The sequence below is a fragment of the Cryobacterium sp. MP_M3 genome (assembly GCF_015752155.1).
Taxonomy (GTDB): domain Bacteria; phylum Actinomycetota; class Actinomycetes; order Actinomycetales; family Microbacteriaceae; genus Cryobacterium.
In genome coordinates this window covers 187,952-214,002 of sequence record NZ_JADOVI010000005.1, presented here as the reverse complement: position 1 = coordinate 214,002, position 26,051 = coordinate 187,952, and the positions used below count along the sequence as shown (strand labels likewise).

26 protein-coding genes are annotated in these 26,051 nt (G+C 62.0%); 19 read left to right on the top strand and 7 right to left on the bottom strand.

The genetic code is table 11. The features are described from left to right. The first annotated feature begins 12 nt into the window (after nucleotides 1-12). Nucleotides 13-501 (top strand): transposase, encoded by a 489-nt coding sequence (locus IWX89_RS19090; protein ID WP_196903105.1) that lies wholly within the window; start codon nucleotides 13-15, stop codon nucleotides 499-501. 98 nt (nucleotides 502-599) lie between these two features. Here IWX89_RS19090 and IWX89_RS08390 read toward each other — a convergent pair whose 3' ends face one another. Next, entirely contained in the window at nucleotides 600-2,030 is a 1,431-nt protein-coding gene (locus tag IWX89_RS08390) for an MFS transporter (protein ID WP_196903104.1), read from the bottom strand. Between the two features lie 632 nt (nucleotides 2,031-2,662). Between IWX89_RS08390 and IWX89_RS08385 the strand changes: the two genes are divergently transcribed. From IWX89_RS08385 to IWX89_RS19005, 3 genes are all read left to right on the top strand, one after another. Then, nucleotides 2,663-3,415 carry an MBL fold metallo-hydrolase gene (locus tag IWX89_RS08385; RefSeq protein WP_196903103.1) on the top strand — a complete coding sequence of 251 codons (753 nt, stop codon included), beginning with the start codon at nucleotides 2,663-2,665 and terminating at the stop codon, nucleotides 3,413-3,415. Between the two features lie 44 nt (nucleotides 3,416-3,459). Beyond that, complete coding sequence (locus IWX89_RS08380) at nucleotides 3,460-3,681, top strand: hypothetical protein (protein WP_196903102.1); 222 nt, start codon at nucleotides 3,460-3,462, stop codon at nucleotides 3,679-3,681. Between the two features lie 238 nt (nucleotides 3,682-3,919). After that, complete coding sequence (locus tag IWX89_RS19005) at nucleotides 3,920-4,774, top strand: carbohydrate kinase family protein (protein WP_196903101.1); 855 nt, start codon at nucleotides 3,920-3,922, stop codon at nucleotides 4,772-4,774. A gap of 105 nt (nucleotides 4,775-4,879) precedes the next feature. Here IWX89_RS19005 and IWX89_RS08370 read toward each other — a convergent pair whose 3' ends face one another. Together IWX89_RS08370 and IWX89_RS08365 are read right to left on the bottom strand one after the other, a co-directional pair. After that, on the bottom strand, nucleotides 4,880-5,668 hold the full coding sequence (locus tag IWX89_RS08370) for a glycoside hydrolase family 16 protein (protein ID WP_196903100.1): 789 nt from the start codon (nucleotides 5,666-5,668) through the stop codon (nucleotides 4,880-4,882). Between the two features lie 110 nt (nucleotides 5,669-5,778). Then, entirely contained in the window at nucleotides 5,779-7,035 is a 1,257-nt protein-coding gene (locus IWX89_RS08365; RefSeq protein ID WP_196903099.1) for an MFS transporter, read from the bottom strand. Between the two features lie 55 nt (nucleotides 7,036-7,090). Here IWX89_RS08365 and IWX89_RS08360 point away from each other — a divergent pair, with 55 nt between their 5' ends. Continuing rightward, nucleotides 7,091-8,044, top strand: a complete 954-nt coding sequence (locus IWX89_RS08360) for a DUF5937 family protein (protein ID WP_196903098.1) — start codon at nucleotides 7,091-7,093, stop codon at nucleotides 8,042-8,044. Here IWX89_RS08360 and IWX89_RS08355 read toward each other — a convergent pair. Beyond that, nucleotides 8,002-8,721 carry a TetR/AcrR family transcriptional regulator gene (locus IWX89_RS08355; protein ID WP_196903097.1) on the bottom strand — a complete coding sequence of 240 codons (720 nt, stop codon included), beginning with the start codon at nucleotides 8,719-8,721 and terminating at the stop codon, nucleotides 8,002-8,004. The two genes, IWX89_RS08360 and IWX89_RS08355, sit on opposite strands and share 43 nt — an antisense overlap. A gap of 79 nt (nucleotides 8,722-8,800) precedes the next feature. On the opposite strand from IWX89_RS08355, the gene IWX89_RS08350 reads away from it, so the two are divergent. The 5 genes from IWX89_RS08350 (at nucleotide 8,801) to IWX89_RS08330 (ending at nucleotide 13,415) form a co-directional block, all read left to right on the top strand. Continuing rightward, nucleotides 8,801-9,715, top strand: a complete 915-nt coding sequence (locus IWX89_RS08350) for an alpha/beta fold hydrolase (RefSeq protein WP_196903096.1) — start codon at nucleotides 8,801-8,803, stop codon at nucleotides 9,713-9,715. Between the two features lie 511 nt (nucleotides 9,716-10,226). After that, nucleotides 10,227-11,585, top strand: a complete 1,359-nt coding sequence (locus IWX89_RS08345; RefSeq protein WP_196903095.1) for an NAD(P)-binding domain-containing protein — start codon at nucleotides 10,227-10,229, stop codon at nucleotides 11,583-11,585. 425 nt (nucleotides 11,586-12,010) lie between these two features. After that, nucleotides 12,011-12,301 (top strand): hypothetical protein, encoded by a 291-nt coding sequence (locus IWX89_RS08340; RefSeq protein ID WP_196903094.1) that lies wholly within the window; start codon nucleotides 12,011-12,013, stop codon nucleotides 12,299-12,301. 14 nt (nucleotides 12,302-12,315) lie between these two features. Then, a complete protein-coding gene (locus IWX89_RS08335) occupies nucleotides 12,316-12,810 on the top strand; it encodes a GNAT family N-acetyltransferase (RefSeq protein WP_196903139.1) in 495 nt (164 codons plus the stop codon). Next, on the top strand, nucleotides 12,807-13,415 hold the full coding sequence (locus IWX89_RS08330) for a cysteine hydrolase family protein (protein ID WP_196903093.1): 609 nt from the start codon (nucleotides 12,807-12,809) through the stop codon (nucleotides 13,413-13,415). Before IWX89_RS08335 ends, IWX89_RS08330 begins: the two co-directional genes overlap by 4 nt. 659 nt (nucleotides 13,416-14,074) lie before the next feature. On the opposite strand, the gene IWX89_RS08325 is transcribed toward IWX89_RS08330, so the two are convergent. After that, nucleotides 14,075-15,103 carry an NAD(P)-dependent alcohol dehydrogenase gene (locus IWX89_RS08325; protein WP_196903092.1) on the bottom strand — a complete coding sequence of 343 codons (1,029 nt, stop codon included), beginning with the start codon at nucleotides 15,101-15,103 and terminating at the stop codon, nucleotides 14,075-14,077. 136 nt (nucleotides 15,104-15,239) lie between these two features. Between IWX89_RS08325 and IWX89_RS08320 the strand changes: the two genes are divergently transcribed. Continuing rightward, nucleotides 15,240-16,202 carry a helix-turn-helix domain-containing protein gene (locus IWX89_RS08320; protein WP_196903091.1) on the top strand — a complete coding sequence of 321 codons (963 nt, stop codon included), beginning with the start codon at nucleotides 15,240-15,242 and terminating at the stop codon, nucleotides 16,200-16,202. 254 nt (nucleotides 16,203-16,456) lie between these two features. Here IWX89_RS08320 and IWX89_RS08315 read toward each other — a convergent pair whose 3' ends face one another. After that, entirely contained in the window at nucleotides 16,457-16,900 is a 444-nt protein-coding gene (locus tag IWX89_RS08315; RefSeq protein ID WP_196903090.1) for a MarR family winged helix-turn-helix transcriptional regulator, read from the bottom strand. A gap of 82 nt (nucleotides 16,901-16,982) precedes the next feature. On the opposite strand from IWX89_RS08315, the gene IWX89_RS08310 reads away from it, so the two are divergent. After that, a complete protein-coding gene (locus IWX89_RS08310) occupies nucleotides 16,983-17,324 on the top strand; it encodes a rhodanese-like domain-containing protein (protein WP_196903089.1) in 342 nt (113 codons plus the stop codon). A 255-nt stretch (nucleotides 17,325-17,579) separates the two neighbouring features. On the opposite strand, the gene IWX89_RS08305 is transcribed toward IWX89_RS08310, so the two are convergent. Further along, a complete protein-coding gene (locus IWX89_RS08305; protein ID WP_255548538.1) occupies nucleotides 17,580-18,161 on the bottom strand; it encodes a helix-turn-helix domain-containing protein in 582 nt (193 codons plus the stop codon). Nucleotides 18,162-18,318: 157 nt separating this feature from the next. Here IWX89_RS08305 and IWX89_RS08300 point away from each other — a divergent pair, with 157 nt between their 5' ends. The 7 genes from IWX89_RS08300 (at nucleotide 18,319) to IWX89_RS08270 (ending at nucleotide 25,853) form a co-directional block, all read left to right on the top strand. After that, nucleotides 18,319-19,413, top strand: a complete 1,095-nt coding sequence (locus tag IWX89_RS08300) for an alcohol dehydrogenase catalytic domain-containing protein (protein WP_196903087.1) — start codon at nucleotides 18,319-18,321, stop codon at nucleotides 19,411-19,413. Between the two features lie 46 nt (nucleotides 19,414-19,459). Next, nucleotides 19,460-20,932, top strand: coding sequence for an APC family permease (locus tag IWX89_RS08295; RefSeq protein WP_196903086.1), 1,473 nt, complete (start codon nucleotides 19,460-19,462; stop codon nucleotides 20,930-20,932). Nucleotides 20,933-21,273: 341 nt separating this feature from the next. Beyond that, nucleotides 21,274-21,537: a helix-turn-helix domain-containing protein gene (locus IWX89_RS08290; RefSeq protein WP_231383046.1), complete on the top strand. Its 264-nt coding sequence runs from the start codon at nucleotides 21,274-21,276 to the stop codon at nucleotides 21,535-21,537. A 20-nt stretch (nucleotides 21,538-21,557) separates the two neighbouring features. Beyond that, nucleotides 21,558-22,223, top strand: a complete 666-nt coding sequence (locus IWX89_RS08285; protein ID WP_231383045.1) for a hypothetical protein — start codon at nucleotides 21,558-21,560, stop codon at nucleotides 22,221-22,223. 160 nt (nucleotides 22,224-22,383) lie between these two features. Further along, nucleotides 22,384-23,703, top strand: a complete 1,320-nt coding sequence (locus IWX89_RS08280) for a DUF1524 domain-containing protein (RefSeq protein ID WP_231383044.1) — start codon at nucleotides 22,384-22,386, stop codon at nucleotides 23,701-23,703. Between the two features lie 61 nt (nucleotides 23,704-23,764). Then, the gene (locus IWX89_RS08275) at nucleotides 23,765-24,085 is read left to right on the top strand and encodes a nucleotide pyrophosphohydrolase (RefSeq protein WP_196903084.1); all 321 of its coding nucleotides are present in this window, start codon (nucleotides 23,765-23,767) and stop codon (nucleotides 24,083-24,085) included. Continuing rightward, nucleotides 24,072-25,853: a DUF2075 domain-containing protein gene (locus tag IWX89_RS08270; protein ID WP_196903083.1), complete on the top strand. Its 1,782-nt coding sequence runs from the start codon at nucleotides 24,072-24,074 to the stop codon at nucleotides 25,851-25,853. The genes IWX89_RS08275 and IWX89_RS08270 overlap by 14 nt, the downstream gene beginning before the upstream one ends. Nucleotides 25,854-26,051 lie beyond the last annotated feature (198 nt).

Below are 26,051 nucleotides of genomic sequence, written 5' to 3'. Positions count from 1 at the left end.
CGACGCTGCTGGGTGCACCGGAAGCGCAACATTCTCTCGATCGCGCCACGTGCGAGTCAGGAGATGGTCGCGAGCGTGATCCGCACCATCTTCGCCCAGCCCGGCGCGACGCACGCTCAGGCCCAACCCGACGAAGTCATCCGGATGCCCAAACGCTCCCACCCGAAAGTCGCCCAGATGCTCCACGACGCCCGCGACGACCAACTCGCGTTCTGCGGGTACCCGCCCAAACACTGGCAGCAGATCTGGTCCAGGAACCCGAACGCCTCAACAGGAAGACCAAAGGCCGCAACGATGTCGGGGGAGTGTTCCGCCAGCCCCGCGGCCCTGCTTTCTCGTCGAGCAACACAGCGAGTGGGAGGCCTCCACTCGCCGCTACCTCTCCGAGGGACCTTTGCGGCAACTGGAGGCCCTGAACGAGACCCCCACCGGCGTCTACGCCGGCGCAGTGACGGTGTGATTCCCGTTCCTGAGCTCACTGTGGCGAATCAGAAAGGCTGACCTGCACGGTGTCGAGAAACTTCACACTCAGCGGGACGCGACCTAAGGGCGCGGACCAGTGGGGCATGGCATGATGTGCCATTGCCCCACTGGGCGGTTCAGGCCGCGGCTTGCGACGTCGCGGGTTCTTGCACTGCAGCAACTGCAGGCCGCAGGGCAACAGTGACCACCAGGGCCCCCACGAAGGCGATGATGGCTGCCCCCATGAAGGCGGCGGAGTAGCCGTCTGTGAGCGCAGGCGCATCGCCGGCTGCGCCCGTGAACACGGCGGCTACCGCGGTGAGAGCAGCGAGCCCGACTGCTGAACCGATCTGGTAGCTGGTGTTCACCAGACCGGCGGCCGTGCCCGTTTCCTCGGGCCGTGCACTGGAGATGGCCGTTCCGAGCGATGGGACGAAGGCAAGCGCCATTCCCAGCGCGGCGACGAGAGAAGCCGGAAGCACATCGACCACGTAGTTACCGTCTGGCCGCGCGAATGCCAACCAGCCGAGGCCGGCGCTCAGCAGGAGCAGACCGCTGACAATCATCGGTTTGGCTCCAAATCGGGCCTGCAGTCGTGGAGCGAGGGCAATCATGCCGACTACGATCAATGCGGTCATCGGCAGCAGTGCGGCGCCGGATGCGAATGCTCCCGCTCCCAGAACCTGCTGAAGGTAGAGATTCAGGAAGAACCACATGGGAATCCATGCTGCGCCGAGAAGCAACTGTGCCACGTTCGCCGCCCCGAGCAGTGGCGCCTTGAAGATGCCGAGCCGGAGGAGGGGCTGTCGACTGCGGGATTGGATGACGAAGAACAGGAGCAGCAACACGACGCCGGCGATGAAAGCGGTCCAGGTTTCCGGTGCGACCCACCCGGCCTCGGGGGCGCGGACGATCCCATACACCAGCGCCGTGAGCCCGCCAGTTGCTGTCAGCGCTCCGCCAACGTCAATTGACCCGCTGCGTGCCGGTATGGCTGGCAGTGCGAAGGGGGCCGCGATGATGACGAGCAGAGCGATGGGAATCGTGATGTAGAAGACCCAAGGCCAGCTGGCATATTCAGTCAGCACACCGCCGAGGAACACACCGACTGTTCCTCCAATCGGGGCCGCTGCACCATAGATCGCGAAGGCCTTCGGGAGGTCCGGTGTTCCCCCGAAAAGGGTCATGAGCAAGGTCAATGCGGCAGGGGCGATCAATGCCGCACCCATTCCCTGCACGGCCCGGCCCGCGATCTCGAAAGCGACTGTTCCGGCAGCTCCGGCCAGGACCGAGCCGATGAGCAGTGCCGCCCAACCCCCAACGAAGACCTTCCGTGCGCCGAAGAGGTCGGATAGCCGCCCGCCGAGCAGTAGCAGCCCTCCAAAGGCCACGACATAAGCGTTGAAAACCCAAGACAGCGACTCGGGAGTGAACCCGAGCTCACGCTGGATGTCCGGTAACGCAACACCGATGATCGACGTATCCATGATTACCACGAATTGAGCGGTGGCGATGAGAGCCAAGCCCAGCCAGCGCCGACCGCTACCGCGGTCTGTAAACGAACTCATTGCTGCTCCTTTAGTAAATGACAGTAGAGACCGAGTGATACCCGGTAGGGGTATGAACCTATACCCCCATGGGGTACCGCGTCAAGCGCGATTCCCTTGCGGGAGGTCGAAGGCGACGACATTGATACTCTCGCTCCGCCGACGTGCCGTGGCGGTCTGGTCATCGTCCGTCCCGGCGGTCGGGTTCCGGTGGCGGCAGGGTTGTTGAGGGCGCCGCTGATGTCGACGACCCGATGGTCACCGGAGCGTCGCGCCCAGTGCAGCGCGGCCCCGGCGACAATGTTGTCGCCGGCACAGCTGTTCCATCCAGGCGAGGAGACGTGAAAGCCATGGGCGGTCATCCTCGGCGAAATTCTTACGGAGGGTTGAGAGCATCACAGTTGGTGTCGCGATGAGAGCGCGCCCTCGACCGCCTTTTCCATGAGGTCGAAGATCGCGAGGGGGACCTGGAAGCATCCGATTTCATCGCACTTCACTCAAAACTTGCGACATACTGTACGATCGTGCGTATAGTTACTATGGCTCGTACGCTGGCCCTCTCGTCAGCGATGCAGGCCTCTGGCCCCTAACCATGAATGCCGTGCCGATCAAACGGTACGAGCGTTTGAAAATCTAGATTCCGAGGAAGACCCATGCAGACAACCCTGACGCATATCGGCACAGCAACAATGCTCGTTCAATTCGGGGGGCTGACGTTCCTCACCGATCCCGTGTTCGACCCCGCTCCGACCGAGTATGTCTCGGGGCCGGTAGTCCTGCGGAGCACCATCAAGCCAGCCATACCCGCGAGCGAACTTCCGCCAATTGACGCCGTGCTGCTCAGTCACGACGAACACCCGGACAACCTAGATGAGGCCGGCAGGAGGTTGCTGGACGGCAAGCTCGTCATAACCACCCAAAGTGGTGCGGGACGGCTGGGTGGCCACGCGGTGGGCGTTGCGCCTTGGAGCAGCCACACGGTCGCGGTGGGTGATAAGTCTGTGATCATCACAGCGACGCCTGCACATCACGGTCCCGCGGGAGACGTGATTGGGTTCATCCTCCAGGTGCCTGGGGAAGAGAAGGTCCTGTACATCTCCGGCGACACCACCTATGAGAGCGACCTTGATCAAATCAGCGAAATCTTTTCGATCGGAGTAGCAGTGCTGCACCTCGGCGCGGCGAAGTTCGCCATCCTCGGGGACCAGATGATCAGTATGGACAGCGCGAGCGCAGCCAAGTTCACCGCCTCTCTCGCGGCCGACATCGTGGTACCGATTCATTACTCCTCTTGGGAACACTTCACAGAAACAGAAGACGAGATCGTGGCTTCATTTGCAGGAGCCGGCCTGACCGATCGTCTCAAGTGGCTCACCCCCGGCGTGCCGCGGGACCTTGGGGCATGAGCCCCACTCGCCGACGGAGGCAGCACTCTGAATGGAACAACTCCATGACTGACCCCCAGCCCACCATCCATTTCACCGATGCGCACAGCCTCGCCATGGGCTGGCCGATCATGCCTGGCAAGCGCTACGAAGACTGGGAACTCGTCAACCGTGTCGGCAGAGACATCGACACCGGCGGCCGCGATCTCCACGACGTCAAGGGCCGGCTGAAAGGACTGCTCACGGAGCTGAGTACACGGTCTAGACGGTGGCGCTGGCGCTCGTGACGCGTCAGTGTGGCGCGAGTGAGTTGGCCGTGACACGCCTGGTTGACACGGGGCTCCGAATCGAGGTTGCGGTGCCGCGGAGTTGCCGTTCCCGAGAGTCGATTCCGTGCGCTGAAGATTCAGTCAATGCGTAGAGTTATGCCAGTGGCGATCGCCGGGAGTTGGCAACGCGCCGCCTAGCTGCCTGGGTCAATCTGGTCCGAACCACAGACCCCCTTGAGAATTGAGGCTCCGAGCAGTGCACGATCACATTCTCATCTGCGGGCCGGTCTCGTGGAATAAGCTTGTGTACCTCGACCGGCTGCCGGAGCCTCACCCCCACACTCAGTTCGCCCTCGAGCATTTCGAGACGATCGGCGGAACGTCTGCAGGAAAAGCGCTGCACCTTTCAGGACTGGGCCGCCACGTCATTTGTCACACCGTCCTGGGCGACGACCCCGAGTCCGACCGGTTACGGTCGGCGCTCGAGTCCGCCGACATCACCGTGGTCGCAGATAACATTCCCGGCGACAGCGAAAGGCACCTGAACCTGATGACGCCTGCCGGAGAGCGGGTGTCGATCTACCTGTCAGTGCCCGGATTCATCGCACCGAACATCGCCCAATTCGAGGCGCTGAGTGTGGATGCAGCGGCGCTGGTGATGGACCTGTCCGAGACATCCCGAGCTCTCCTCCCCGCGGCCGCGGGTACTGGCATACCCATCTGGACGGATGTGCACGACTACGACGGCCTGTCCAAATTCCACCAACCGTTCATCGAGGTGGCCAGTTTCGTCTTCATGAACGGTGATGGAATGGATGAACCGGTGCCGTTCATGCGCGCACGGGTGGAGGGAGGCGCCGCTGCAGTGGTGTGTACTCTCGGCGCAGACGGCGCCGTTGCATTCGACGCCGACGGGCTTCACCGTGTGAACGCGGTGGCGGTGGATGTGAGGGACACAAACGGCGCCGGCGATGCGTTTCTCGCGGGTTATCTGGATGCCACCCTGTCCGGCGCATCCACAGATGAGGCCCTCTTGGCGGCCACGCGCCAGGCAGCAGTTGCGCTCGGCACCAAGCACCTTCACCCCTCCCTCGAGGCTTTACAACGCTAGCCTGCGAGCCGTGGCGAGTAGCGCTTGTAGGTTCGATGGTTGATGAACGTCGCCTATCGCTGGTTCTCAGCGGAGGGCCGCGTAGGCGACGTGCTCACCGCGTGGTCACGAACTGGTGGAATCGGAGAATGGTCGCCAGCCCCGCACCCAATCGACTTCGAACACTTTGGGGTAGCTTTCTTCGGCTGTCGCCTCAAATTCATACACGTTCAGCATGAGCTGCATCGGATAGTCGGGAGACTGTTCCATGGATGCGACCAGTTCATCGTCAATGAAGAACCTGACTTCGCCTGGCAGCCACTCGACGCTGTAGGTGTGGAACTCAAGTGCGTCCATCGCCATGGGGATTTTGACGAAGTCGTCATGAGTCCGCTTGTCACCGAACGGGTGCAAACCCATGCCCACAACGGCTTTGTCTTCGGCGACGTCCTTACCGAAGATCTCAAAGATGCAGATCTCCGCCGAACGGTCGGGTTGGTCTTCGAAGCCGATCATCCACAGCGCCACCATGCAGTTCGGATCGGCGATCGCAGCTATCCGCGCCTCGATGATTCCGTACAGCGGCGTGTACAAACGCTGCTCCTCTTGGGCCTCGCGGACGCGCAACCCCGCCGTGAATCGGTGCTGGCCGATCTCACTGCCGACCGGACCCGCGAACACCCCGGTTTGAAGGTTTGACACGCGTAAGCGGCCGTTGTGCTCCGGCGACCATGGAAGCTGATCCGACTCGATCTGAAGCCGGAGTTTGCCGTTCTGCTGCACGTACCGCGCAGCAGATAACGCGCGGCTACCCCACTGAGGAAGGTACGACGGAACCCAACGCGCTCGGTCAAGTTCGTCACCCTCGAAGGTGTCGAGAAAATCAACTTCATAACCCGACCGGTCAGGACCCATGGGGGTATCGTATCCATGCCACGCCCGGGTCGCCTCTCAAGAGGCGTGAATTCGTAGTCACGTCTGATTTCTGCGGCTGACGTTCGGTCGCCATCAACTGTGCAACACGATCATGCGCTCGACGAGGCACGATGAGCGATCGTGCGAATGCCGGCCGATGAAGCGAGGAAGATCACGCCGAGTACGACCCAACCTGCTGTTCCATTGTCTACAACGGTTACGGCGATAACAGCGGGGGTCACCATGGTGCCGATTGAGAACGCCATCGCGAACAGTCCCTGGTATGCGCCGGCGCTACGCGGGTCGGCGAGCTCATAGCTAAGGCCCCAGATTCCCGCTGAGGAGAGGATTTCGCCGAACGTATGGGCAACAGCTGCGGCGAGGATCAGCGCGAGAGCCAGTACGGGAGACACTCCTGCGGACGCAGCGTAGACGGCGCACGCAATAGCCATGAATAGGCCCGCCAAGGAAACCGCTTTTCCTGCGCGTCGTATGTCATGGCTACCGCGCGAAAGCGGAATCTGCAGGGCGACTACCAAAACCGTGTTGACGATCAGAGCTATGGAAACGACGACAACCGGGGCCTCCGTGTGGTGCAAGACCCATAACGGGAGGCCAATTTCGGCGAGACCGAACTGTATTCCGAAGAGCGCGGAGAGCGCTGCCAGGCCCAGGTAGCGTGGGTCCCGCCAGGGTGACCGGCCAACCAAGTGAGCTGAGGCCGCCCGATCGACCTTGGAGAGCACAAGAGCGTCGACGCGGCGTGGCAGGGCGGCGATACGGGCGGCGCTGATCAAGGTCGCGAAACCTGCAATACCGATTGTTAGGCGGTACGCGTCCGGGACATTCAACAACAGCGGGATGCTCGCCGCCGCGCCGCCAAGTGCAATTCCGACGTTTCCTACAGTAAGTAGGATCGCTCGTGTCCTGATCCGGACTTCGCCTTCGAAGGCCCGGCCGACGATGGTCGCTCTCACGGCCTTGCTGCTACTGCTGGCCCCGTTCACCACGCAGGCTATGACGAGCGCAACCATAAACGACGAGGCGAAAGCATAGGACAGTAAGGCAAGCCCTTCCACCACCAGGAGCGCGAGAAGGAGTCGCTTGGCGCTCACTCTGTCGGCGAGGCTGCCACCGAGCCACGATGTGGCCACGCCCAACGCGCTTGAGACAGTAAGAATGACGGCGATTTCCGTGACGCTCAGTCCGACGATCAATGTGAAGTACAGGACGGTGAGAGCCAGGAAGACACCGCGTCCAAGAGAGTTCAAGAATATCTGAGTGGCGAGAATCCGTAACATCTGTTGGCTTGATGGGCCGTCGGGGTGCACTTCGATGCGGTCGATTGCGGGAGCGTTGGTAGGCATATGTCAGTTCTGCCAGAGGTGAGGGCGCAAAAGAACTGATGTAGGGTATTGCTTCATGCTGACCTACACGCTGACTGAGGAAGACGTTGGCGAAGTGCGATTCGGTATTTCCCCCCTGTGCGAGATGGGGCTCTCGCTCCGTGCCCTCAAGGACCCTGCCCGATTTCCGCTCCAGCTTCCCTGGCTGAGGCGCACGGAAAAGGCGCGCTCACGCCTGGACACTGAACTGCTGCTCGCGCTGATCGACACGCGCTTGAGCACGCCGGACCTGCTCAATCCGCGACCGGGAAGTCCCCTGACGCGGATCGTCGACGAGCTGGACAGATTCCGGTCGACTGATCCTTCGCTTTTCACGCGGCAGATCGAGGCTTTACATGGCGAGATGCCGGCCGCGTTGAGGGGCGATCCGAGAGCCGCTCTCGACCGAACGGCCAACATTCTCGAGCGGTACTGGGAGAGTTGCTTTCAACCACATTGGCTTCGGATGCGCACCCTTCTCGAGGCTGACATTGCTTATCGCGGTCGGCAGATTGCACAGTTCGGATTGTCGGCGATGATAAATACCATTGACACCAGGGTGTCCATCGCCGACGCCGTCCTTTCTGTGCAGGTGGAGTGCAAACGGACGACCTCAAAGGCAGTGGCAGGGCGCGGTATGACTTTCGTGCCTACCATTTTCACGAGCGGCGCCAGCGCACCGAGTGATCCCAGCGGGCCGCCGATGATTCTGTACGCGGCACGCGGCCAGGGTGCGATGTGGGAGACAAGCACGTCGGCGACTGATGCAGGGGCCATTCAACTGCTCGGCCGAACCCGAGCGGCTTTGCTGGCGGTTCTCAGCGAGCCAACTTCGTCCACGGACCTCGGCCTTCGTATGGGCGTTACGACGTCCGCAGTCAATCAGCACCTGCGGGCACTCCACGCCGGACGCCTCGTCACCTCGACGCGCCATGGCCGCGTTGTACTCTATTTCCGAAGCGAGTTGGGTACCGCGCTTCTCGGCGGATAGGGTCGACCGGTGCCGGGTTCGCCGGGGACCGGATCTACGAGGCCAGCCTCAGCGAGAACCGTCATGTTGGCGCCGCTCGCCAGGAGTCGGGATACGACGCCGCCGCGAGCGAATTCGTACGGTTCCGCAGACATGCGTAGGAGCGAGTACGAGTTGGACGCCTCGATCAAAGCAGTGAGTTCGAACACGAGCTGTCGGCTGACGGTGGTGTCGAGCAGCTCTCCCTGATCGACGGCGTGACCGATGTTGGCGGCAATGTATGCGTCTCTCTCGTCGACAGCCCGCACAATGGCGTCGTGCACAACGCCGGGCCGAGAGTCGAATTCAGCGGAAACAGCGAAGAAAAAACATCCGCCCTCAAAAACACGGTCGGCAGAATAGTCGATCCAGCTTCGAAGGAGGGCGCACAGTCGGCGAAGACCGCGAGGTTCTGTGCGCGCCGGGTCGATGACGGAGGCGGTGAATATGCCGCGTGCAGTCTCGATCGCGGCGAGCTGGAGCTGCTCTTTGGTGCCGAAGAGTGCGGCCACGCCGCTCTTGCTCGCGGACACCTCGGCTGCCAAACGCCCGATAGTGAGCCCCTCCAGCCCGTTGACGGACGCAATATCAACGGCACGAGCCAGAACGGCGCGGCGTGACTCGTCGCCGCGGGCTCTTCGACCGTCCAGTGGCTTCATGACACCAGTTTAGTAGTACGATCATCCGTATTGTTGAATGTACGGACGTTCGTCTTGTTCTTCTGGTGAGGAGTCCAGCATGCCTAGTGTCATCCGGATGGCCTTTTCCGCTGCTGAAACTCTCTCCCCGCGCCTGGCTGGTCGACTCGCCCTTATCCTCTTCAGGCGTGTGGGCAGTAGTCTGCCCGTGCGCCCCGACGAACGTGCAACCCACGACAGCGCTCGCGTGGGAACCATCACCGTGAACAACAAAAACGTCGTCACCTACCAGTGGGGGACCGGCGCGCGCGCAGTGCTGCTCGTGCACGGTTGGCGCGGCCGGGCCGTCCAGTTTGCCCGCCTCATCCGTGAGCTGCGCGCCGAAGGTTACACCGTCGTCTCCTTCGATGCGCCCGCCAACGGAAGTTCCGACGGGCGCTACACCGACGTGCGCGAGTACGTCGACGCAATGGTTCAGCTGCAGCGCCAGCACGGATCCTTCGAAGCAGTCGTCGCCCACTCGTTCGGCGTGCTCGGCGCGATCTCCGCCGTGGCCAATGGCCTTGACGCTCAACGTGTAGTTGGCATTTCGGGGGTTGCCGAACCCGGATACCTGCTCAGCTACTTCGGGCAGTCGCTTGGTCTGGAGCCGGCCGCGACGGCAGAGTTGGGCGCAGCGTTCGTGCGCCGGGTCTTCGCGAACGAACCTGATGCACTTTCACGCTTCTCCGGGGTCCTGAACCCACTTCCGGCCGCGGTCGCTCTGCTACTGCTCCATGATCGAGTGGACCCCGTCGTCGACATCGAGCAGTCGGAGCAACTGCACGCCGCTCACGGTGAGCGCTCGCACCTGGTCGTCACCGAGGGGCTCGGGCATCGGCGCATCCTATCGGCGGACGTCACCCTCGACGCCGTGCTCGAGTTCATCGCGTCGCCTCTTCCCGTCGCCCCGGCGAGACCGGTGGAAAGGCACCGGGCTTGCTATCGACCGCCGACCACTTCTCGCAAACCATGAATGGGAACAATTGATGCCTAACAATCCAACTTTCCTTGAGGGGCCAGCCCCAATCGCCACACGCGACGGGTGATCGACCTAAACCACACGATCGCAGGGAAGAGAGTCACCTATCCCGGGCTGCCCACGCCCACGATCACCTCCTATCTCTCCCGCGAGGAATCACCGACACGGTTCTGGCCAGGATCGGAGTTCACGCTCGACACTGTGAAACACTCATTCGGCCACTTCAGCTGATGATTTGTGCTGTGGGCAGCACCGTGGTCGGTGGTGATACGAGTCGGAGTCTGGTCGGGTCAGCGAGTGCCTTGAGCTTCTTCGCGAGACCGACTGCGCGCTCCGGATCGATGGTTTCGTTGGATTGCGGCGTGCAGCAGGGGCCGCCTCAGTCTGGTTCAGAGGGAGCAGCGTTGTGGGCCTGGTGGCCTTTTACTCGAATATTGACAAACGTCGATGAACTGTGCAAACTCAAGACATCGACGTTCATCGATATATAAGGGAGCACACCATCATGACATTGATCGATCTCGCCGTCCCGAGCGTGCAGCAGCGCAGCCTGGAAACCCTGCCGGTCGCGATCATTGGCGCGGGCCCGGTCGGGCTTGCTGCCGCCGCCAACCTCGTCGAGCGCGGAATCGAATTCGTGATCTACGAGTCGGGCGACGAGATCGCCTCCAGCATTCGGCAGTGGGGGCACACTCGGCTGTTCTCGCCGTGGAAGCACGTCGTTGACCCCGCGTCGCGCCGACTGCTCGAAGCAACTGGGTGGCAGTTGCCGGACCCCGAGGGTCTCCCGACGGGTGCCGAACTCGTGGAGAACTATCTGGAGCCCCTTGCGGCGCTCGACTCACTTGCCCTGCGCATCCGGACCGGCGTCGTGGTTGAGGCGGTGACTCGGCGGGGCATGGACCGCACCCGCACTGCACATCGTGCGTCGACGCCGTTCCTGATCCGTGCTCGAACCGTTGAGGGCGTCCAGGAGTTCACTGCGCGCGCCGTGATCGACACGTCGGGCACCTATGCGCATCCGAACAGCCTCGCCTCGTCGGGGCTGGATCCACTCGGACTCGCCGAGGTTGCCGACCGGGTCAGCCACGCCCTGCCCGACGTTCTCGGTCGTGATCGCGAGCGCTTCGCCGGCCGGCATACGACGGTGGTCGGCGCAGGTCACTCCGCCGCGAACACGCTGCTGGCGTTGGCGGAGCTGACCGAGCAGGAACCGAGAACTCGAATCACGTGGTTGATCCGAAACGCAAGCGCTGCCCGGGTTACGACTTCTGACGACGACGGGCTCGCTGCGCGGGCGTCGATCGGCCGCCGCGTCGACGCGCTCGTCAGCGCCGGGCGTATCGACGTTGTTGACCGATTCGAGATCGTGCGACTCGGCCGTATCGACGACGGAGTCCGCCTCTACGGCGCCCGCGCCGGCGAATTCTTCCAGCACGACACCGACCTCGTGGTCAGCGCTACCGGATTTCGACCGAACCTTGGCATGCTTCGAGAGATCCGCCTCGAACTAGACGAGATCATTGAAGCGCCCAAGCGCCTCGCGCCGCTCATCGACCCAAACGTCCACACCTGTGGCGACGTCGAGCCTCACGGTTTTGCCGAGCTCACCCACCCGGAGCCTGGATTCTTCCTGGCAGGAATGAAGAGCTATGGCCGCGCGCCCACCTTCCTGCTCGCCACCGGATACGAACAGGTACGCTCCATCACCGCATGGATCGCCGGCGACATCACGGCAGCGAGCAACGTCGAGCTCACGCTGCCGGCGACGGGCGTGTGCTCCACCAGCCTCACGCCGGACGGATCCTCATGTGCGACGGCCGACGAAACCAGACATCCTTCTCAAGCCGGCTGCTGCAGCTGACCGCTCGTCCGCGAGTGCAGAGCTCGTCGCCGGCGCCGTCCGGGCGTGTGCCAGGGGTAGGACTGCGTGTGCCATGCTCCCGAATCGTTCTGACCTTAGTTGAAACGGATGAACTGTTTGCAGCCAACTGGGCGTCTCGGGGCACGGCACAGACGTCCGGTGGGTTGGACTTCAAACTGATCGGGTCGTAAGAGGGAGCACCTGCATGCGCGCACCGTTGAATAGGCAAGTCGCCGTCACCGTCACCGGCATCGGCGTCGTCGTCGACTTCTGGTCGAGCCTGTACTGGATACGCCCCAGTCCATCGTGCGTATAGTCGCCCAAATTACCTGTACGATCGTACGTACGTGTTTTATCTGATGGTGAAGTCAGAATTCAAAGGATGACCATTGCAGACGACTGTGGCGAATGTAGATACAGCAACGATGCTTGTTGAATTCGGATGGCGGACCTTCCTCACCGATCCGGTGTTCGACCCTGCAACTGCTGAGTATGTGTCGGGGCCGCTGGTTCTGCGTGGCGCCACTGAGTCGGCAATATCAGCCGACGAACTCCCGATATTTGACGCCGTCCGCTCCAGAGTCGCGCACCTCGACGGTGGCCGCACCGCGGCATCAACCGTCGCCCTGACCTTGCCTGCCGCCGCCGTCTGCTCCGCATCGCTTGCGTCCACGTCGTCGTGCTCCGCGACACCGCTTGAGGGGTTCTGCTCGTGACGATCGTGCGCCCCATGACAGCGGCGGACTGGCCGGCTGTGCGGACGATCTATGCCGCGGGGATCGCCACTGGCCACGCCACCTTTGAGGCGAACCCGCCGGCCGGATGGGCGCAGTTCGACTGCACGCGCATCCTGGAACCACGCCTCGTCGCTGTAGACGACGACAGAGTCCTTGGGTGGGTCGCTGCAACACCCGTGTCTACGCGCGCGGTCTACCGGGGAGTCATCGAGCACTCGGTCTATGTCGCATCAGACGCGCGCGGCGCCGGCGTCGGCAGCCTGCTCCTGAAGAGCTTCATCACCGCCGCCGAGGAGAATGGGCACTGGACGATCCAGTCCTCGGTCTTCCCGGAGAACACAGCCAGCCTGCGCCTACACGAGGGCGCCGGATTCCGGGTTATCGGCCGACGTGAACGAATCGCGCTGATGTCGTACGGACCTGCTGCTGGCACGTGGCGCGATACCATCCTCATAGAACGACGCAACTCTCTGAACGGAACACCATGACTGACCACCGGTCCTTGCCTCGAATCCTGGATCCGCGCGCCGCTCTCGTGATTGTCGACGTCCAACAGGCCTTCGATGAGGCCGCCTACTGGGGTCCGCGAGATAATCCGTCGTGCGAGGCGAACATCGAGGCTCTGTTGACGCGCTGGCGGGAAACCGGTCGACCCGTCATCTTCGTCCGCCATGACTCCACCGCACCCTCCTCACCTCTCCACCCGGATAACCCCGGAAACGCGTTCAAGGACATCATCACGGGCACCTCGGATCTCCTGGTGACGAAAAGTGTCAATTCCAGCTTCCACGGCACTCCTGACCTGCACGCCTGGCTGCAAGAGAACGCCATCGAGGAACTGGTCGTCTGCGGAATCACAACCAACCATTGCTGCGAAACCACAGCGCGAGTGGGGGGCAACCTCGGTTACCGGGTGTACTTCCCCCTGGACGCCACCCATACCTTTGACCGCATCGCTCAGGACGGTGAGAACGTCGCGGCAGCTGCCCTGTCCCGGATGACCGGGGTAAATCTAGACGGGGAATTCGCCACGGTCGTTACCACCGCCGATCTGCTCGAACAGGTACCACGGCTCCGCCCGGACGCCCGATAGCCACTGCGCCCCAGAGGCCGGGCCTAAAGGTGCGGCGCAGTGCAGTTGAGCGCCGTCTTCTCTGCAGTCCAAAACGTTGCCCCAGTTCGGACAGTGCACCTGTGGTGCAGGGCGTGCACCCTGTCCACCGGCGAGGTAGCGAACATGTCGTCCAGGTGCTCGTCCGAGAGCTGCCGGACGTCCTCCGCGCCGGGTCATAGAGATTGATATGACTCAGGCCGACAATCCGCTGGCCCCGGTACGGGCATCGGGATCGGTTGGGGTCGCACAGAATCGTCAACGCTCACGACTGGGGAACCCCACCACTCGCGAGGACGTGACCTGTAGGGAGCTCGTGCTGCAGCCGGGGGAGCAAACGGAAGCCGCTTGCTGACCTTGAGAAGCTTTCACTTAATGCCCCGTTGTAGTGCCTGGGCACGACATAGACGGTCTATTCTGACCTCGTGCCTTGGCAGGGCTTGGCCTGAAGGGCAGCAGACGCCCCGGCATTTTGGAACCGTTCGCGCTCCTGCCGAGCACCACGCCCATATCTGCGAGGGGGAGTCCCGCTCCAGCAGCACGCAGCGCGGGAGGACATAATCCTGCTCGACACTGAGCTTCAGTGGAGCTGGCGTGGGATCTGACTCGCGCGCCGACTCGTCCGGGATAACTCGGATGAACTACTGGAGGTTCGAGGCTGGGATCGTGATCACAACCTTGCCGAAGTGCTTGCCCTCTGTCAGATGCTGCAGCGCCTCACGGATCCGGTGAACGGGGTACGTAGAGTCGAGGACAGGAACGATCCCGTGGTTATCGATGAACTGGACCATCTCCTCGAACATTTCCCGCGATCCGGTTTCGATTCCGTGAATGGTCACATGTCTTGTCACGAATTCGTAGGTGTTGATCTGCGCGGCCAGGCCGGCGATGAGCCCAACGAAGCTAATCGTCCCGCCAATCTTCACGGCTTCAAGCGATCGATTGAGGTTTTCCCCGCCGATCGTTTCGATCACATGATTGACCCCTTCCCCGCCAGTGAGCCTCATCACTTCCGCGGCGATGTCGGGGGTGGATTTGTAGTTGATCGAGTATGCGGCGCCGGATTTGCGCGCTCTATCCAGCTTCTCGTCACTGCTGGAGGTAATGATCGGAATCCCGCCGAGCGCCAGGACAAACTGCAGCGCGAACAAGGCCACGCCGCCAGTGCCGTGGATCAGTACTGTTTCACCCCGCTGGACGCGACTTCGCCGTGCCACGGCATGCCATGCGGTCAGGGCGGCAATCGGGAGAGTTGCGGCGTGCTCGTCGTCGAGGCTGCGCGGCGTTCTCGCGGCGTTGTCCTGTGACACGACCACGTACTCGGCCAACATGCCGCCATTGATGGGTCCGCCGATCGGATTCACATACGTCTCGCGGGTAAGCTGACCCGATCGCCACTTCGGCAGGAACATGGCCGAAACACGATCCCCGAGATCGAACCGGTCAACGCCCTCTCTGACGCCAACGACTGTGCCGACGGCATCTGAAAGCGGCACCACGCGGCTCGTTGGCTTCCAGTTGCCGACCCCATTGATCACCATGAGGTCGCGATAGTTCAGCGAGAGGGCGGCGATCTTGACCAACACCTCGCCTCGGCCGGGTTGGGGCACCGGAACCCAGACGGTTGACATATTCTCTATGCCGTTGCCGGTCGTGGTCCACGCCGTCATGACGCCCGGTGCACTGTGAGAAGGGGATGAGACATTGCTCGAGAGAAGGGACATAAGACCTATCGTCGTGTTGTAACTTGGCACATGCCAGTGGCATAAACGCGGCTTATAGACAAGATACGGCCATACTGGTCGAGTGCTCAAGAAGATCGCCGTCATCCTTCAACCCCCCGTCGCTCTGTTTGAATTCGGCGTGCTCACAGAAGTGTTCGGCGTTGATCGGTCGGCCGACGGAGTGCCGAAGTTCGAGTATGTAGTGTGTGCCGAGAATCCGAACGAGCCGCTGGCAGCGGGACCAGGCTCGTTCGTTGTGGCAACCAAGGCGTTGGACGCCGCAGCAGACGCTGATCTGGTCGCCGTCCCCTCGTCGTCGCTCACCGGCCCGCCGAGCGAAGCGGTGATGAGCGCGCTACGGGATGCTGAGCGACGGGGTGCGTACGTGATGTCTCTTTGCTCGGGTGCCTTCGCGCTGGCAGCGGCCGGGCTCCTGGACGACCGCACGGTGGCCACGCATTGGCGCTATGCGGAACTGCTGGCGCGCGAATACCCGGCCGTGCGAGTTGACAGCGACATCCTCTATGCGCAGGATGGGACGATCGTCAGCAGCGCGGGCACGGCCGCGGGGATCGACGCCTGCCTGCACATTGTGCGCACGGAACTTGGCTCGGCCGTGGCGAACCGAATTGCAAGACGCATGGTTGTTTCGCCCCACCGGGACGGGGGTCAGAAGCAGTTCATCGAGAGACCGGTGGTTGGTCGCTCAGATCAGAGTCTGCAGCCCACTCTTGATTGGATCACCGAAAACTTCGCGCGCACCATCACGGTCGCGGCCATGGCACGCGTCGCTGGTGTTGCGGAACGGACGCTCACACGTCGCTTCATGGCCGAAGTCGGCTGTGCGCCACATACGTGGCTCACCCAGCAACGAGTCGCACGCGCGCGGGAGCTGTTGGACGATACGCGTCTTTCGGTTGAGGACATCGCGGCAGAATCAGGGTTCGGTGCGGCCCCCTTGCTGAGACATCACTTCACGCGACTGGTCGGCATCACCCCAACGGAATACCGCAGGCGGTTTGTTGATCGTCGGGACGTCAAGTAGCTGTATTACTTGAGTTTGTGTGGTCGTCGGCTCGCCGTCAAACGGCGCCGACACCCCCGCTCTGCTTTGAGGAGGAGGCGTGAAGAGGCGCTCCGATGAATCCTGCGTCGAGGGCGACATCCCGTCGTTGTGAGCTCTTCAATGAATCGGCGCTTTCATGCACGCGATTCTCGTGCGGGAACGCGTTGGGGACTTGAACTCCGTTGTTTATAGTTCCGTGAACGCCAGATTCTCGGGCACTATTGGCCTTAGGGTCATCCTGCGGGCTTTCGGATCTTGTTGAGGACTCGCCCCAAGAGTGCTAGATCCTCGTCTGTGAGGTTGGCCGCGAACTGGCATTCGATCGCGCTCACATAAACCGGGGCGGTTGACTGGAACTCGGCGAGTCCCGCTTTTGTGATTGCTGCGTACGCTGAGCGCCGGTCGTCTGGATGCTCCTCCTTGGTGATCAGGCCTCGGCTCGCCAGTTCATCGACGAGACGGCTGACCCTGGATCGGCTAAGGACCACCCGTTCCGCAAGGTCGGTCATCCGCAGCCGGCCGGCAGGTTCCGCCGCTAGCTCGAGCAGCACGTCGTACCACGACAGAGGCAAGCCGGTCTGCCTTTGGACTTCCTTGTCCAGCGCAGGGACGAGGGCGGCGTGCACTTGAAGCAGTGCGCCCCAAGCTTCGGCGGCGAGCTTCTTGCGAGAGGGCATGCCCTAAAACATACCCGAGTTGCGTGCGCACGCACAGATTGATATTGTTGCGTGCGCACGCACATAAACAAGAAAGGGCATCATGACCAAACTCATTACCCGCGACGACCTCAAGGCGGCCATCGACTCTCGGACCGTCACCGTGATCGACGCGCTGGGAGGCATGTACTACGAGCAGCAGCACCTTCCGGGGGCGCTGCCACTCGTGGGAGCGGATGTCGCGCTGCAGGCCTCGAGCTTGCTTCCGGACAAGGACGCCGCGATCATCACCTACTGTTCGAATGCTTCCTGCCCGAACAGTCAGAACGTTGCGAACATGCTCACTGCTGCTGGATACTCCAATATTCGCAAGTACAGCGAGGGCATTCAGGATTGGGTAGAGGCCGGCCTGCCGATCGAGTCTGGCGCGTACATCCGTCCCTGACCGATCCGGTCGGGCCCGCCGCTGGGTGCATGTCCGCGGCGGGGCTCCATGACCCGGGCGCCTGCTGGCAAGACGACTACATGTCGTCTATCTGCGACCGCGCGCCCGGGTCGGGCTTCCGACCCCAACCCCTGGTTGCCTGATCGGTGGTCGTGAGAGTCGTGCGATCGTCATCGTCGATTACGACGGCACATGGCGAGCGCACCATCGGCTGGGCAATCGAAACCCCTGGTTTCCAATGTACCGACCGTGCTCCTAGTGAATGCCGGCATCGCCCATCTGCCGGGCGAGGGCGTCCTGTTTCTTCATTGACAAGGGCGGCGAGATGACCCAGAGAACTTGGCTTTCAGTCGATAAGGGATTATGCCAGCTGTGGGGCTTGCGTGCGGAAAACGTCATCGAGTGTCCTGCCTCGAGGACTTGTACTTGTCCATCCAATTCGAGCGACAGTTGGCCCTGTGTCACGACAACGAATATCGACTCTGCGTCGAGCGTGTAGACCCCGTCGGAGCCGCCCTGAGGCTGCATGGTCGTACGCATGACCTGAATGTGCTTTTCGGAGACTGGCGTAAGCAGAAATTCCTGAAGGTCGACACCGCCCATGTAAATGGGGACTCCGCCCTGAACGAGCGGTTCGCTCGGGTAGGTGAACAGTGAGCCGATCGTGACGTCCAAGACCTCACAGATCTTCAGGAGCACGGGAACGGAAACTCGCGTCTTGCCACGTTCGGCGAGGCTCAGGAAACCCTTCGTGATCCCGGCCATTTCGGCAACTTTGGTGAGGGACATTCCTCGGGTTACGCGCGTCTTCCGGAGTTGGGGACCCACGTCTTCCATGCCTCGGGCTTCGCTTGGGAGGGATGACATGACTCTATGATCGCGCATTCCAGCACTCGCGATACGAGTTGATTGATTTATGCCATAAAACCTGTAAGTATCTGATCCACTTCGCAAAGTGCGACGGTGCACCGGGACTGACAACGAGGTTTGGCTGATGAAGGCTGTGGTTTTCGACGGTAAGAGAGTTCATTACAGTGATGTTGTTCTCGCTGCTCCCGGCCCTGGTGAGGTCCTGGTGGATATCGCCGCTGCTGGAGTCTGCCACTCGGACCTGCACGTTATTCGTAGCGAGTGGTCGGTACCGCTGCCGCTGGTTATGGGGCATGAAGGCTCCGGTGTCGTCGCCGCGGTCGGCGAGGGTGTCACGTCACTCGACGTTGGCGACCACGTTGTCCTGTCCTGGGTGCCCTACTGCGGAAAGTGCCGCTACTGCGAGCTCGGACGACCAGCTCAGTGCGAACTGGCGGCCACTGTCGTGGCTCCGGGTGGTGTCCTCTTCGACGGGACGAGTCGCCTCTCGCGCGGTGGGGAGAGTATTCACCACTACCTCGGTGTCTCATCTTTCGCGAGGCAGGCCGTGGTCCCTGAATCGGGCGCGATCAAGGTTCGTTCCGATGCCCCGCTTGATCTCATCGCCCTTATCGGGTGCGCTATCGCGACGGGAGTGGGGGCAGTGCGAAACACCGCTCAGTTCAAGGCGGGCTCGACGGCTGCTGTCATCGGATGCGGAGGAGTGGGTCTGTCTGTGATCCAGGGTGCCCGTCTCGAGAAGGCGTCGAAAATATTGGCGGTCGATGTGTCCCAGGAAAAACTCGAGCTCGCCCGAAAACTAGGTGCAACCAGCACCCTGTTGGTGACACCCGAAATGGACGTGCCCGCCGAGATGAAGAAGCTTATGCCGGAAGGCCTGGACTACGTGTTCGATGCGATCGGAAAGATCGCGACCACCGAGCAGGCAATCAAGGCGCTCGGGCTCGGTGGCTGCGCCGTCGTGGTTGGACTCCCGCCTACGGGTCAAACCGCGCGATTCGATCCGCTAATCCTCGCGGAGGCGGACCAGCGCATTCTCGGCTGCAACTACGGATCCACCGTTCCCCAGCGCGATATCCCGAGGCTCGTCGACGAAATGATGTCGGGTGATCTCGACCTTGAATCCATGATCTCAGCCCGACGGCCCCTCGCCGAGGCTGAGGCCGCACTGGCTGACCTCGATTCCGGAATCGCACTCCGGCAACTCCTTATTCCTTAACCAGCCGCTAACAGAGTACAAACCACCCCTCAAGGAAGGTTCCATAATGAGTGCACGAATCTCCGACCACTCTGGCGGGTTGGCGCGACGAAGCGTCACCCCGTTCGAGGTCCTCGCTCAAAGCGTGGCGAACATCGCGCCCAGTGCCGTCATTGCGTTCGGACCCGGAGCAATGGCACTGTACGCAGGCAATGGCGCCTGGTTCTCGTTTGCGATTGGCATGGTGATCATCCTCGCCGTCGCCCAGACGATTGCTGTCATGGCTCGTCGGCGCGCAGGTGCTGGATCGCTCTACTCTCTCATTCGGCCCGCCTTGGGCCCGTCTGGAAGCTTTGTCACCGGTTGGGCGCTGTTCATTGGGGTCTTGGGCATTGCCTCCGGTTCCCTCGCCGGTGCGGGCTTCTTCGCCTCGAGATTCCTCGAGGGCTTCGGCCTGACGCTCTTTAGGGAGATGCCGGGTCAAATCCTGGTCGACGCGCTGCTGGTCATCGTCGCCGTCTACCTCACCATTTCGAGCGTTCGGCTTTCGACCAGAGTCTCTGCCACCCTTGAGGTGCTCTCCATCAGCGTGATCGTCGTCGTTCTGGCCATCGTGCTTATTTCCAGTGACAACGTCTTTGATGCCGCTCAGTTCCAGCTGACCGGGGCGACCCTCAGCGGAATGGTTTTCGCTGTCGTGTTGGCCATTCTCGGATTCGTGGGGTTCGAGGGCGCGGCGGCTCTCGGCGAAGAGGCGAAAGACCCTTACAAGGCGATTCCGCGGGCGATTCGTCGCGGCGCCCTTTTCGCCGGCATTCTCTACGTCTTCGCAACATATGCCCAAGTGGCGGCGTTCAAGGGGGGAGCGGACGCGCTTGGTGCGAGCACGTCACCTATGGACGATTTGGCGTCCCAGTATGGGCTCACTGGCATCGAGCCGATCCTCAATCTCGGTTTCGCGGCATCCTTCATGGCAGTCGTGATGGCGTGCATCACGGTTGCCGCACGCCTGGTATTCGCATGGGGCAACGAGGGCTTGATTGGGGCATGGTTTGGCAAGGCCCACCCCAAACACCGAACACCATCAAATGCGATCTACACCCTGGCTCCTGTGGTGTTCGTCCCGACGGCTGTGGTCTTGCTGATCGGAGTAGCCCCGTTGGCCGCCACGACGTACATCGACACCGTGGGTGTTTTCGGCTACATGCTCGCCTACATCGTGGTGTGCATCGGCGCGCCAATATTCCTGAGCAAAGCGAATGCGAAGGGCGTTGTCAGCACAATGATTCTTGGCCTGATTGGGGCGCTGTCTTTGATCTACGTGTTCTACAGCAACATTTTCCCGGCGCCCGCGGCGCCGCTGAATTCGCTGCCGTACTACTTCATCGTACTTATGGTCATCGGACTGGCCTTCTACGCGGTCGTGAAGTTCCGGCGTCCGGCGGCTGCCAGCCGGGCCGGCAGCTTCGCTGATGACAACGTGGATGCCGGGCTGAGCGCCGACGACATCAGCAACGCGAGTGTGCCCGAAGCTCGCTGACGTCCTGCGGCAGTAACGCGGGCAGTGGACCTTCATGGTCACGCCCTGTCTTCCGGTGCGACGTCGTTGGACTTCCAGAGGAAAATCGAATGGAACACGGAGGAAAACGCATGCTGTGATCGAGTGCGATCCGCGCTCTGACGGGTTTCGCGAACAGCCCACCAAATGTCCCGGAAACTCAAGGGTTTCCGGGACTTTTTTGGTTAGAGATTTGACTACCCCATCACAAGCCCATCATTTACTCCTCCCCGAGGCCGCTGAGACGGCCTTCCCATCCGGGACGCCGTCGTCGCTCTCGGTCCATCCCGATCGTCCGGGATTGCGGTGCGCAGCTTTCTGGTATGAGCATCCACGACGAATACCCAACCTTCTCCTCTACCCCCTCCGCCGATGCGTGGGGCCTGGAGCCCCTGATGGACATCAACGAGTTGGCGTCCTACCTGGGCATCCCGATCTCCACCGTCTACGACTGGCGCGTGCACGGCAAAGGTCCGACGGCCTACCGGTTCGGCAAGCACCTGAAGTTCGCCATCTCCGACGTGCGTGCCTGGATCGCCGAGCAGCGCGAACCCTCCAGCCCGCCCCGGCGTACCGATCGGCGGTGAGCTGAATGTCGCGGCCACGGTTGACGATCAGTACCTTCGGCGACATCACCATCCGGGTGACGCCGTCCGGCCGGTTCGAGGCTCGGACCCGCTACCGGGACTGGGACGGTCAGACACGCCAGGTTCAGGCCACCGGAGACACCGCCCGGGCCGCCGAGCGAGCGCTGAAGAGCAAGCTCACGACGAGATACCTGCAGCAGCCGACGAACACATCGCTGACGCCGGACAGCTCGTTCGAGGACTTGGCGACGTACTGGCTCGAGGACATCGACATGGAAAATCGGATCTCGAGGACGACCCGGAATCTGTACGAGCGCAACATGCGAACGCTCGTGCTCCCGGTGTTCCGCAGGCTCACGCTGCGCGAGATTGGCGTCGCCCGCTGCGATCACTTCATCAAGCAGCTGGCGAAGCTCTCCCACAGCCGGGCCAAGCAAGGTCGTGTCGTTCTGCGGCTTGCGCTTGAGTTGGCGGTGCGGCATGAGATTCTCCCGAGCAATCCGATGGACCACGTGTCCCGCCTGTACCGCGAACCGCATCTCCCCGATGCGCTCACAGCACCCGAGGTGAACGTGATCCGGGCGGCTATCGCCCGGGGACGTAGCCCGGCTGAGTTGGACGTTTTCGCGTGTGTCGGACACTGTGTGCCGGCAACCATCTCGACCTTGCGATTCGCGGCTCCATAACCGACCACAAATCACGCGGCGCGGCATTCCAGGCCCGGCTCGGTCCCACGGGTTCCCCGTTCTGGGGTGTGCGTCTGGTCTCTGACCAATCGCTGTCTCCAGTACGTTTCAAATGGGAATGTCTGCACTCGGGTTGAGTGCGTTGAAGTGGGGGGATCAGATGATGAAATTTGGCCGGAAAAAACCGGAGCCAACGCAGGCTCCTGCCGCCACAATCGTGGCCGCCACACAGAAGCGGTCCAAGCTGACTCTCACCACTTGGATCCTCGGCGGCCTGGTGGCTTTCTTCTCTCTGATGTACGCAATCGTCGGTGGATTCCCTGCAATTCTCGTCATTCTTGGCATGGCTGCCTTGGTGACGGGCGTGTACGCGATCAGTGGTCGCCGGCCGTGGGTATCCGTTCCAACCCGCAAGACGGCTGCGATCGCGCTGGCTGCCAGCCTTGTTCTCTTCATTTCAGGTGGGGTCGCTGCTGCGGCGACAGGTGTAAGTGAAGCTCCTGTGGCTGCGCAAGTAACGACCAGCGCGACACCGAGACCTACCCCGACACCGACCCCCACAACAACGCCCGGGCCGGCGTTCTCCGAAGAAGCGCCGGTTGACCCTACGACCGTCTCCGCCCCGACTGAGGTCGCGTCGGTCGTGGCTGTTGACACAAGCTCCACCAACACGACGGCACTTGCGGTCCTGGCGACTATCCCGGTCAAGGGGAAGGCCGCGAAGACCGGCTACGAACGCACGGGCATGTTTGGCTCCGCTTGGATCGACGTGGACCGCAACGGATGCGACACCCGCAACGACATCCTCGCTCGGGACTTGAGCCCCATCACCAAGTCGGGAACCTGTCGGGTGATGACCGGTTACCTGGTCTCGCCGTACACCGCCACGTCCATCGCCTTCGTTCGAGGGCAGGACACGTCGGCGTTGGTGCAGATCGACCACCTGGTGGCTCTGTCGAATGCATGGCAGACGGGCGCCCAGCAGCTGACTCAGGCTCAGCGCATTTCTCTGGCAAACGATCCCATCAATCTCCTCGCCGTCGATGGACGCTCCAATGCCCAGAAGGGCGACGGCGACACGGCAACGTGGCTGCCGTCGAACAAGGCGATCCGCTGCAACTATGTCGCCCGTCAGGTGTCCGTCAAGGCAACCTACGGTCTCTGGGTGACGCAGGCTGAGCATGACGCTATGACCCGCGTCCTCGGCTCCTGCGCTGGTGAGTTGGCGCTGACCTCCTCGTTCACACCTGCTCCAGCTCCGGTTGTTGTCGCTCCTCCTGCGCCGGCTCCTGTCGTCGTGGCCCCTGAACCTGCTCCGGCTCCGGCTCCGGCACCTGCCCCTGCGCCGGCACCAGTCGACGTCTACTACGAGAACTGCGATGCTGTGCGCGCCGCGGGAGCGGCCCCGATCTACGCGGGATCGCCGGGTTTCCAGCCCAAGTTTGACCGCGACAAGGACGGCGTTGGCTGCGACGCCTGATGAACGGCGAACCGCCGCTCAGTAGCCCTTTGACGCAACTCGACGCTGTTAGGTTTACGACATGGACGATATTTCCGTCCGCGACGAGATCGCGGCTTTCGTTGCCGAGCGTGATTGGGCGCAGTTTCACAGCCCCGAGAACCTGGCGAAGAGCATCGTCATCGAAGCCGGCGAACTGCTCGAGTGCTACCAATGGAATGCGGATGCCGACACGGATCGAGTGCGTGATGAGCTTGCCGACGTGCTGACCTACTGCATCCTGCTTGCCGACCGGCTTGGGGTCGATCCGAACCAAATCGTTCTGGACAAGCTGGCCAAGACGCGCGAGAAGTATCCGGTGGACAAGTCGCGGGGGCGCAGCGCCAAGTATGACGTCCTTTGAAATCGAGAGGCTCGACTTCACGAAAGAAGCGGTCCGGGCGTGGGCGCCGCGCGACCACCGCAACACCAACTGGCCTGTCGTCTACGTCCTGGACGATGCTAAGGCCGGCAGGAGACCTGCCATTACGGGAGGGCTCAACGACGTCTATGTAGGGGAGTCTCGGAGCGCGGCGGCACGAATGCGCCAGCACTTTGACTCGTCCCAGAAGCAGCACTTGAGCACAGTTCGGGTCATCGTTGACGACACCTTCAACAAGTCCGTGTGCCTCGATCTGGAGTCGTACCTCATCCGGATGCTCGCCGGTGACGGTGTCTACCGCGTCCTGAACCGTAACGACGGAATCACCGAGGCCGACTACTACGAGCGCAGCAGATACCGCGAGACGTTCCGCGAGGTCTTCGACCAGCTCAGGCGCGACGGGGTCTTCACTCGAAGCATCCCCGAGATCGAGAACAGCGACCTCTTCAAGCTCTCACCGTTCAAAGCCCTCTCGCAGGATCAGGCCGTGGCCGTGGACGGCATCCTCGAGGGCCTCTTTGAAGATCTGGCGGCTGGCACCGACAGCACGATCGTCGTCCAGGGGGACCCCGGTACCGGCAAGACTGTCGTTGCCATCTACCTGCTCAAACTGCTCATGGACATAGCGAACTTGGCTCCCGACGAAGACGTGGACAAGGACTCCCTCTTTTCCGAGTTCTTCGTCGACGGCTATCGGGAGCTTCTCACCGACATCCGGATCGGCCTTGTGGTGCCGCAGCAGTCGCTGCGCGAGTCGATCAAGAAGGTGTTCCGCAAGACTCCGGGGCTTCGGCGGGACATGGTCATGACAGCGTTCGACGTCGGATTCGCCGATCAGGACTTCGACCTGCTCATCGTCGACGAATCCCACCGTCTGAACCAGCGCGCCAATCAGCCCTCCGGTGTGCAGAACAAGAACTTCAGCCTCATCACCCAGAAGCTTTTTGGCAGTGATGACAAGTCGAAGACCCAGCTCGATTGGATCACGGCGAAGAGCAAGCATCAGATCTTCCTGCTCGACGCGGCGCAAAGCGTTCGGCCGGCTGATGTGCCTCCCGAACTGTTGAACAGTCTCGTCGTTGAAGCGCAGCTCACGAGACGCCACTATCCACTGATGTCGCAAATGCGAGTGCAGGCGGGGTCGGACTATGTCGCCTACATCAGGCGTATTCTCGCTGCCGGGCCCCAGGGCAGCGAGCAGCAGACCGTGAAGGCCGAGGCTTTCGAGGGCTACGACTTTCGGATGTTTGACAGCCTCGTGGCGATGCGCGCGGAGATCCGCCGAAGGGATGCCGAGGTCGGCCTCTCGCGCTTGCTCGCCGGATATGCGTGGGCCTGGAAAACCAAGACAGACAAGACCGCGTACGACATTGAGCTGGACGGCTGTCAACTGCGTTGGAACAGCACGCAGACCGACTGGATTGCATCGTCGAATTCGGTGGACGAAGTGGGCTCGATTCACACCGTGCAGGGGTACGACCTCAACTACGCCGGAGTGATTATCGGTCCGGACCTTCGCTACGACGCCGTGAAGCGCCGGCTGGTCGTCGATCGGGGGTCGTACTTCGACAAGAAGGGCAAGGAGAACAACGACGTCCTCGGCAAGAAATACACAGACGACGACCTCCTGCGGTTCATCACCAACATCTACGCGGTTCTAATGACCCGTGGCATCCGCGGAACCTACGTCTACGTCTGCGATCCGGCACTTCGCGCCTACCTCCGGGGATTCATTTCGGGCGCTGTGTAGCTGGTCCTGTCCCTTCAGCCGGAGTTCGGTGCCGTTCGCGCGCGCCCAGGCGCGAGCCTCGTCCGCCATGTCCTTTCGTGTAGCGCGGAGCGGTGACGATGGGGCCGGAACGTCGTTCAGATTCATCGGCGGCACCCAAGCAGCCTGCCTGCGCGCGGTTCCGTCGCCCTGCGGGGGATGGGGATTCAGGCGTGCCCA

What these genes read in the sequence shown, in the direction of transcription:
- IWX89_RS08390 (WP_196903104.1), bottom strand. Translation starts at nt 2,030, where the DNA reads ATGAGTTCGTTTACAGACCGCGGTAGCGGTCGGCGCTGGCTGGGCTTG.
- IWX89_RS08385 (WP_196903103.1), top strand. Translation starts at nt 2,663, where the DNA reads ATGCAGACAACCCTGACGCATATCGGCACAGCAACAATGCTCGTTCAA.
- IWX89_RS08380 (WP_196903102.1), top strand. Translation starts at nt 3,460, where the DNA reads ATGACTGACCCCCAGCCCACCATCCATTTCACCGATGCGCACAGCCTC.
- IWX89_RS08370 (WP_196903100.1), bottom strand. Translation starts at nt 5,668, where the DNA reads ATGGGTCCTGACCGGTCGGGTTATGAAGTTGATTTTCTCGACACCTTC.
- IWX89_RS08365 (WP_196903099.1), bottom strand. Translation starts at nt 7,035, where the DNA reads ATGCCTACCAACGCTCCCGCAATCGACCGCATCGAAGTGCACCCCGAC.
- IWX89_RS08360 (WP_196903098.1), top strand. Translation starts at nt 7,091, where the DNA reads ATGCTGACCTACACGCTGACTGAGGAAGACGTTGGCGAAGTGCGATTC.
- IWX89_RS08355 (WP_196903097.1), bottom strand. Translation starts at nt 8,721, where the DNA reads ATGAAGCCACTGGACGGTCGAAGAGCCCGCGGCGACGAGTCACGCCGC.
- IWX89_RS08350 (WP_196903096.1), top strand. Translation starts at nt 8,801, where the DNA reads ATGCCTAGTGTCATCCGGATGGCCTTTTCCGCTGCTGAAACTCTCTCC.
- IWX89_RS08345 (WP_196903095.1), top strand. Translation starts at nt 10,227, where the DNA reads ATGACATTGATCGATCTCGCCGTCCCGAGCGTGCAGCAGCGCAGCCTG.
- IWX89_RS08340 (WP_196903094.1), top strand. Translation starts at nt 12,011, where the DNA reads ATGCTTGTTGAATTCGGATGGCGGACCTTCCTCACCGATCCGGTGTTC.
- IWX89_RS08335 (WP_196903139.1), top strand. Translation starts at nt 12,316, where the DNA reads ATGACAGCGGCGGACTGGCCGGCTGTGCGGACGATCTATGCCGCGGGG.
- IWX89_RS08330 (WP_196903093.1), top strand. Translation starts at nt 12,807, where the DNA reads ATGACTGACCACCGGTCCTTGCCTCGAATCCTGGATCCGCGCGCCGCT.
- IWX89_RS08325 (WP_196903092.1), bottom strand. Translation starts at nt 15,103, where the DNA reads ATGACGGCGTGGACCACGACCGGCAACGGCATAGAGAATATGTCAACC.
- IWX89_RS08315 (WP_196903090.1), bottom strand. Translation starts at nt 16,900, where the DNA reads ATGCCCTCTCGCAAGAAGCTCGCCGCCGAAGCTTGGGGCGCACTGCTT.
- IWX89_RS08310 (WP_196903089.1), top strand. Translation starts at nt 16,983, where the DNA reads ATGACCAAACTCATTACCCGCGACGACCTCAAGGCGGCCATCGACTCT.
- IWX89_RS08305 (WP_255548538.1), bottom strand. Translation starts at nt 18,161, where the DNA reads ATGGAAGACGTGGGTCCCCAACTCCGGAAGACGCGCGTAACCCGAGGA.
- IWX89_RS08300 (WP_196903087.1), top strand. Translation starts at nt 18,319, where the DNA reads ATGAAGGCTGTGGTTTTCGACGGTAAGAGAGTTCATTACAGTGATGTT.
- IWX89_RS08295 (WP_196903086.1), top strand. Translation starts at nt 19,460, where the DNA reads ATGAGTGCACGAATCTCCGACCACTCTGGCGGGTTGGCGCGACGAAGC.
- IWX89_RS08290 (WP_231383046.1), top strand. Translation starts at nt 21,274, where the DNA reads ATGAGCATCCACGACGAATACCCAACCTTCTCCTCTACCCCCTCCGCC.
- IWX89_RS08280 (WP_231383044.1), top strand. Translation starts at nt 22,384, where the DNA reads ATGATGAAATTTGGCCGGAAAAAACCGGAGCCAACGCAGGCTCCTGCC.
- IWX89_RS08275 (WP_196903084.1), top strand. Translation starts at nt 23,765, where the DNA reads ATGGACGATATTTCCGTCCGCGACGAGATCGCGGCTTTCGTTGCCGAG.
- IWX89_RS08270 (WP_196903083.1), top strand. Translation starts at nt 24,072, where the DNA reads ATGACGTCCTTTGAAATCGAGAGGCTCGACTTCACGAAAGAAGCGGTC.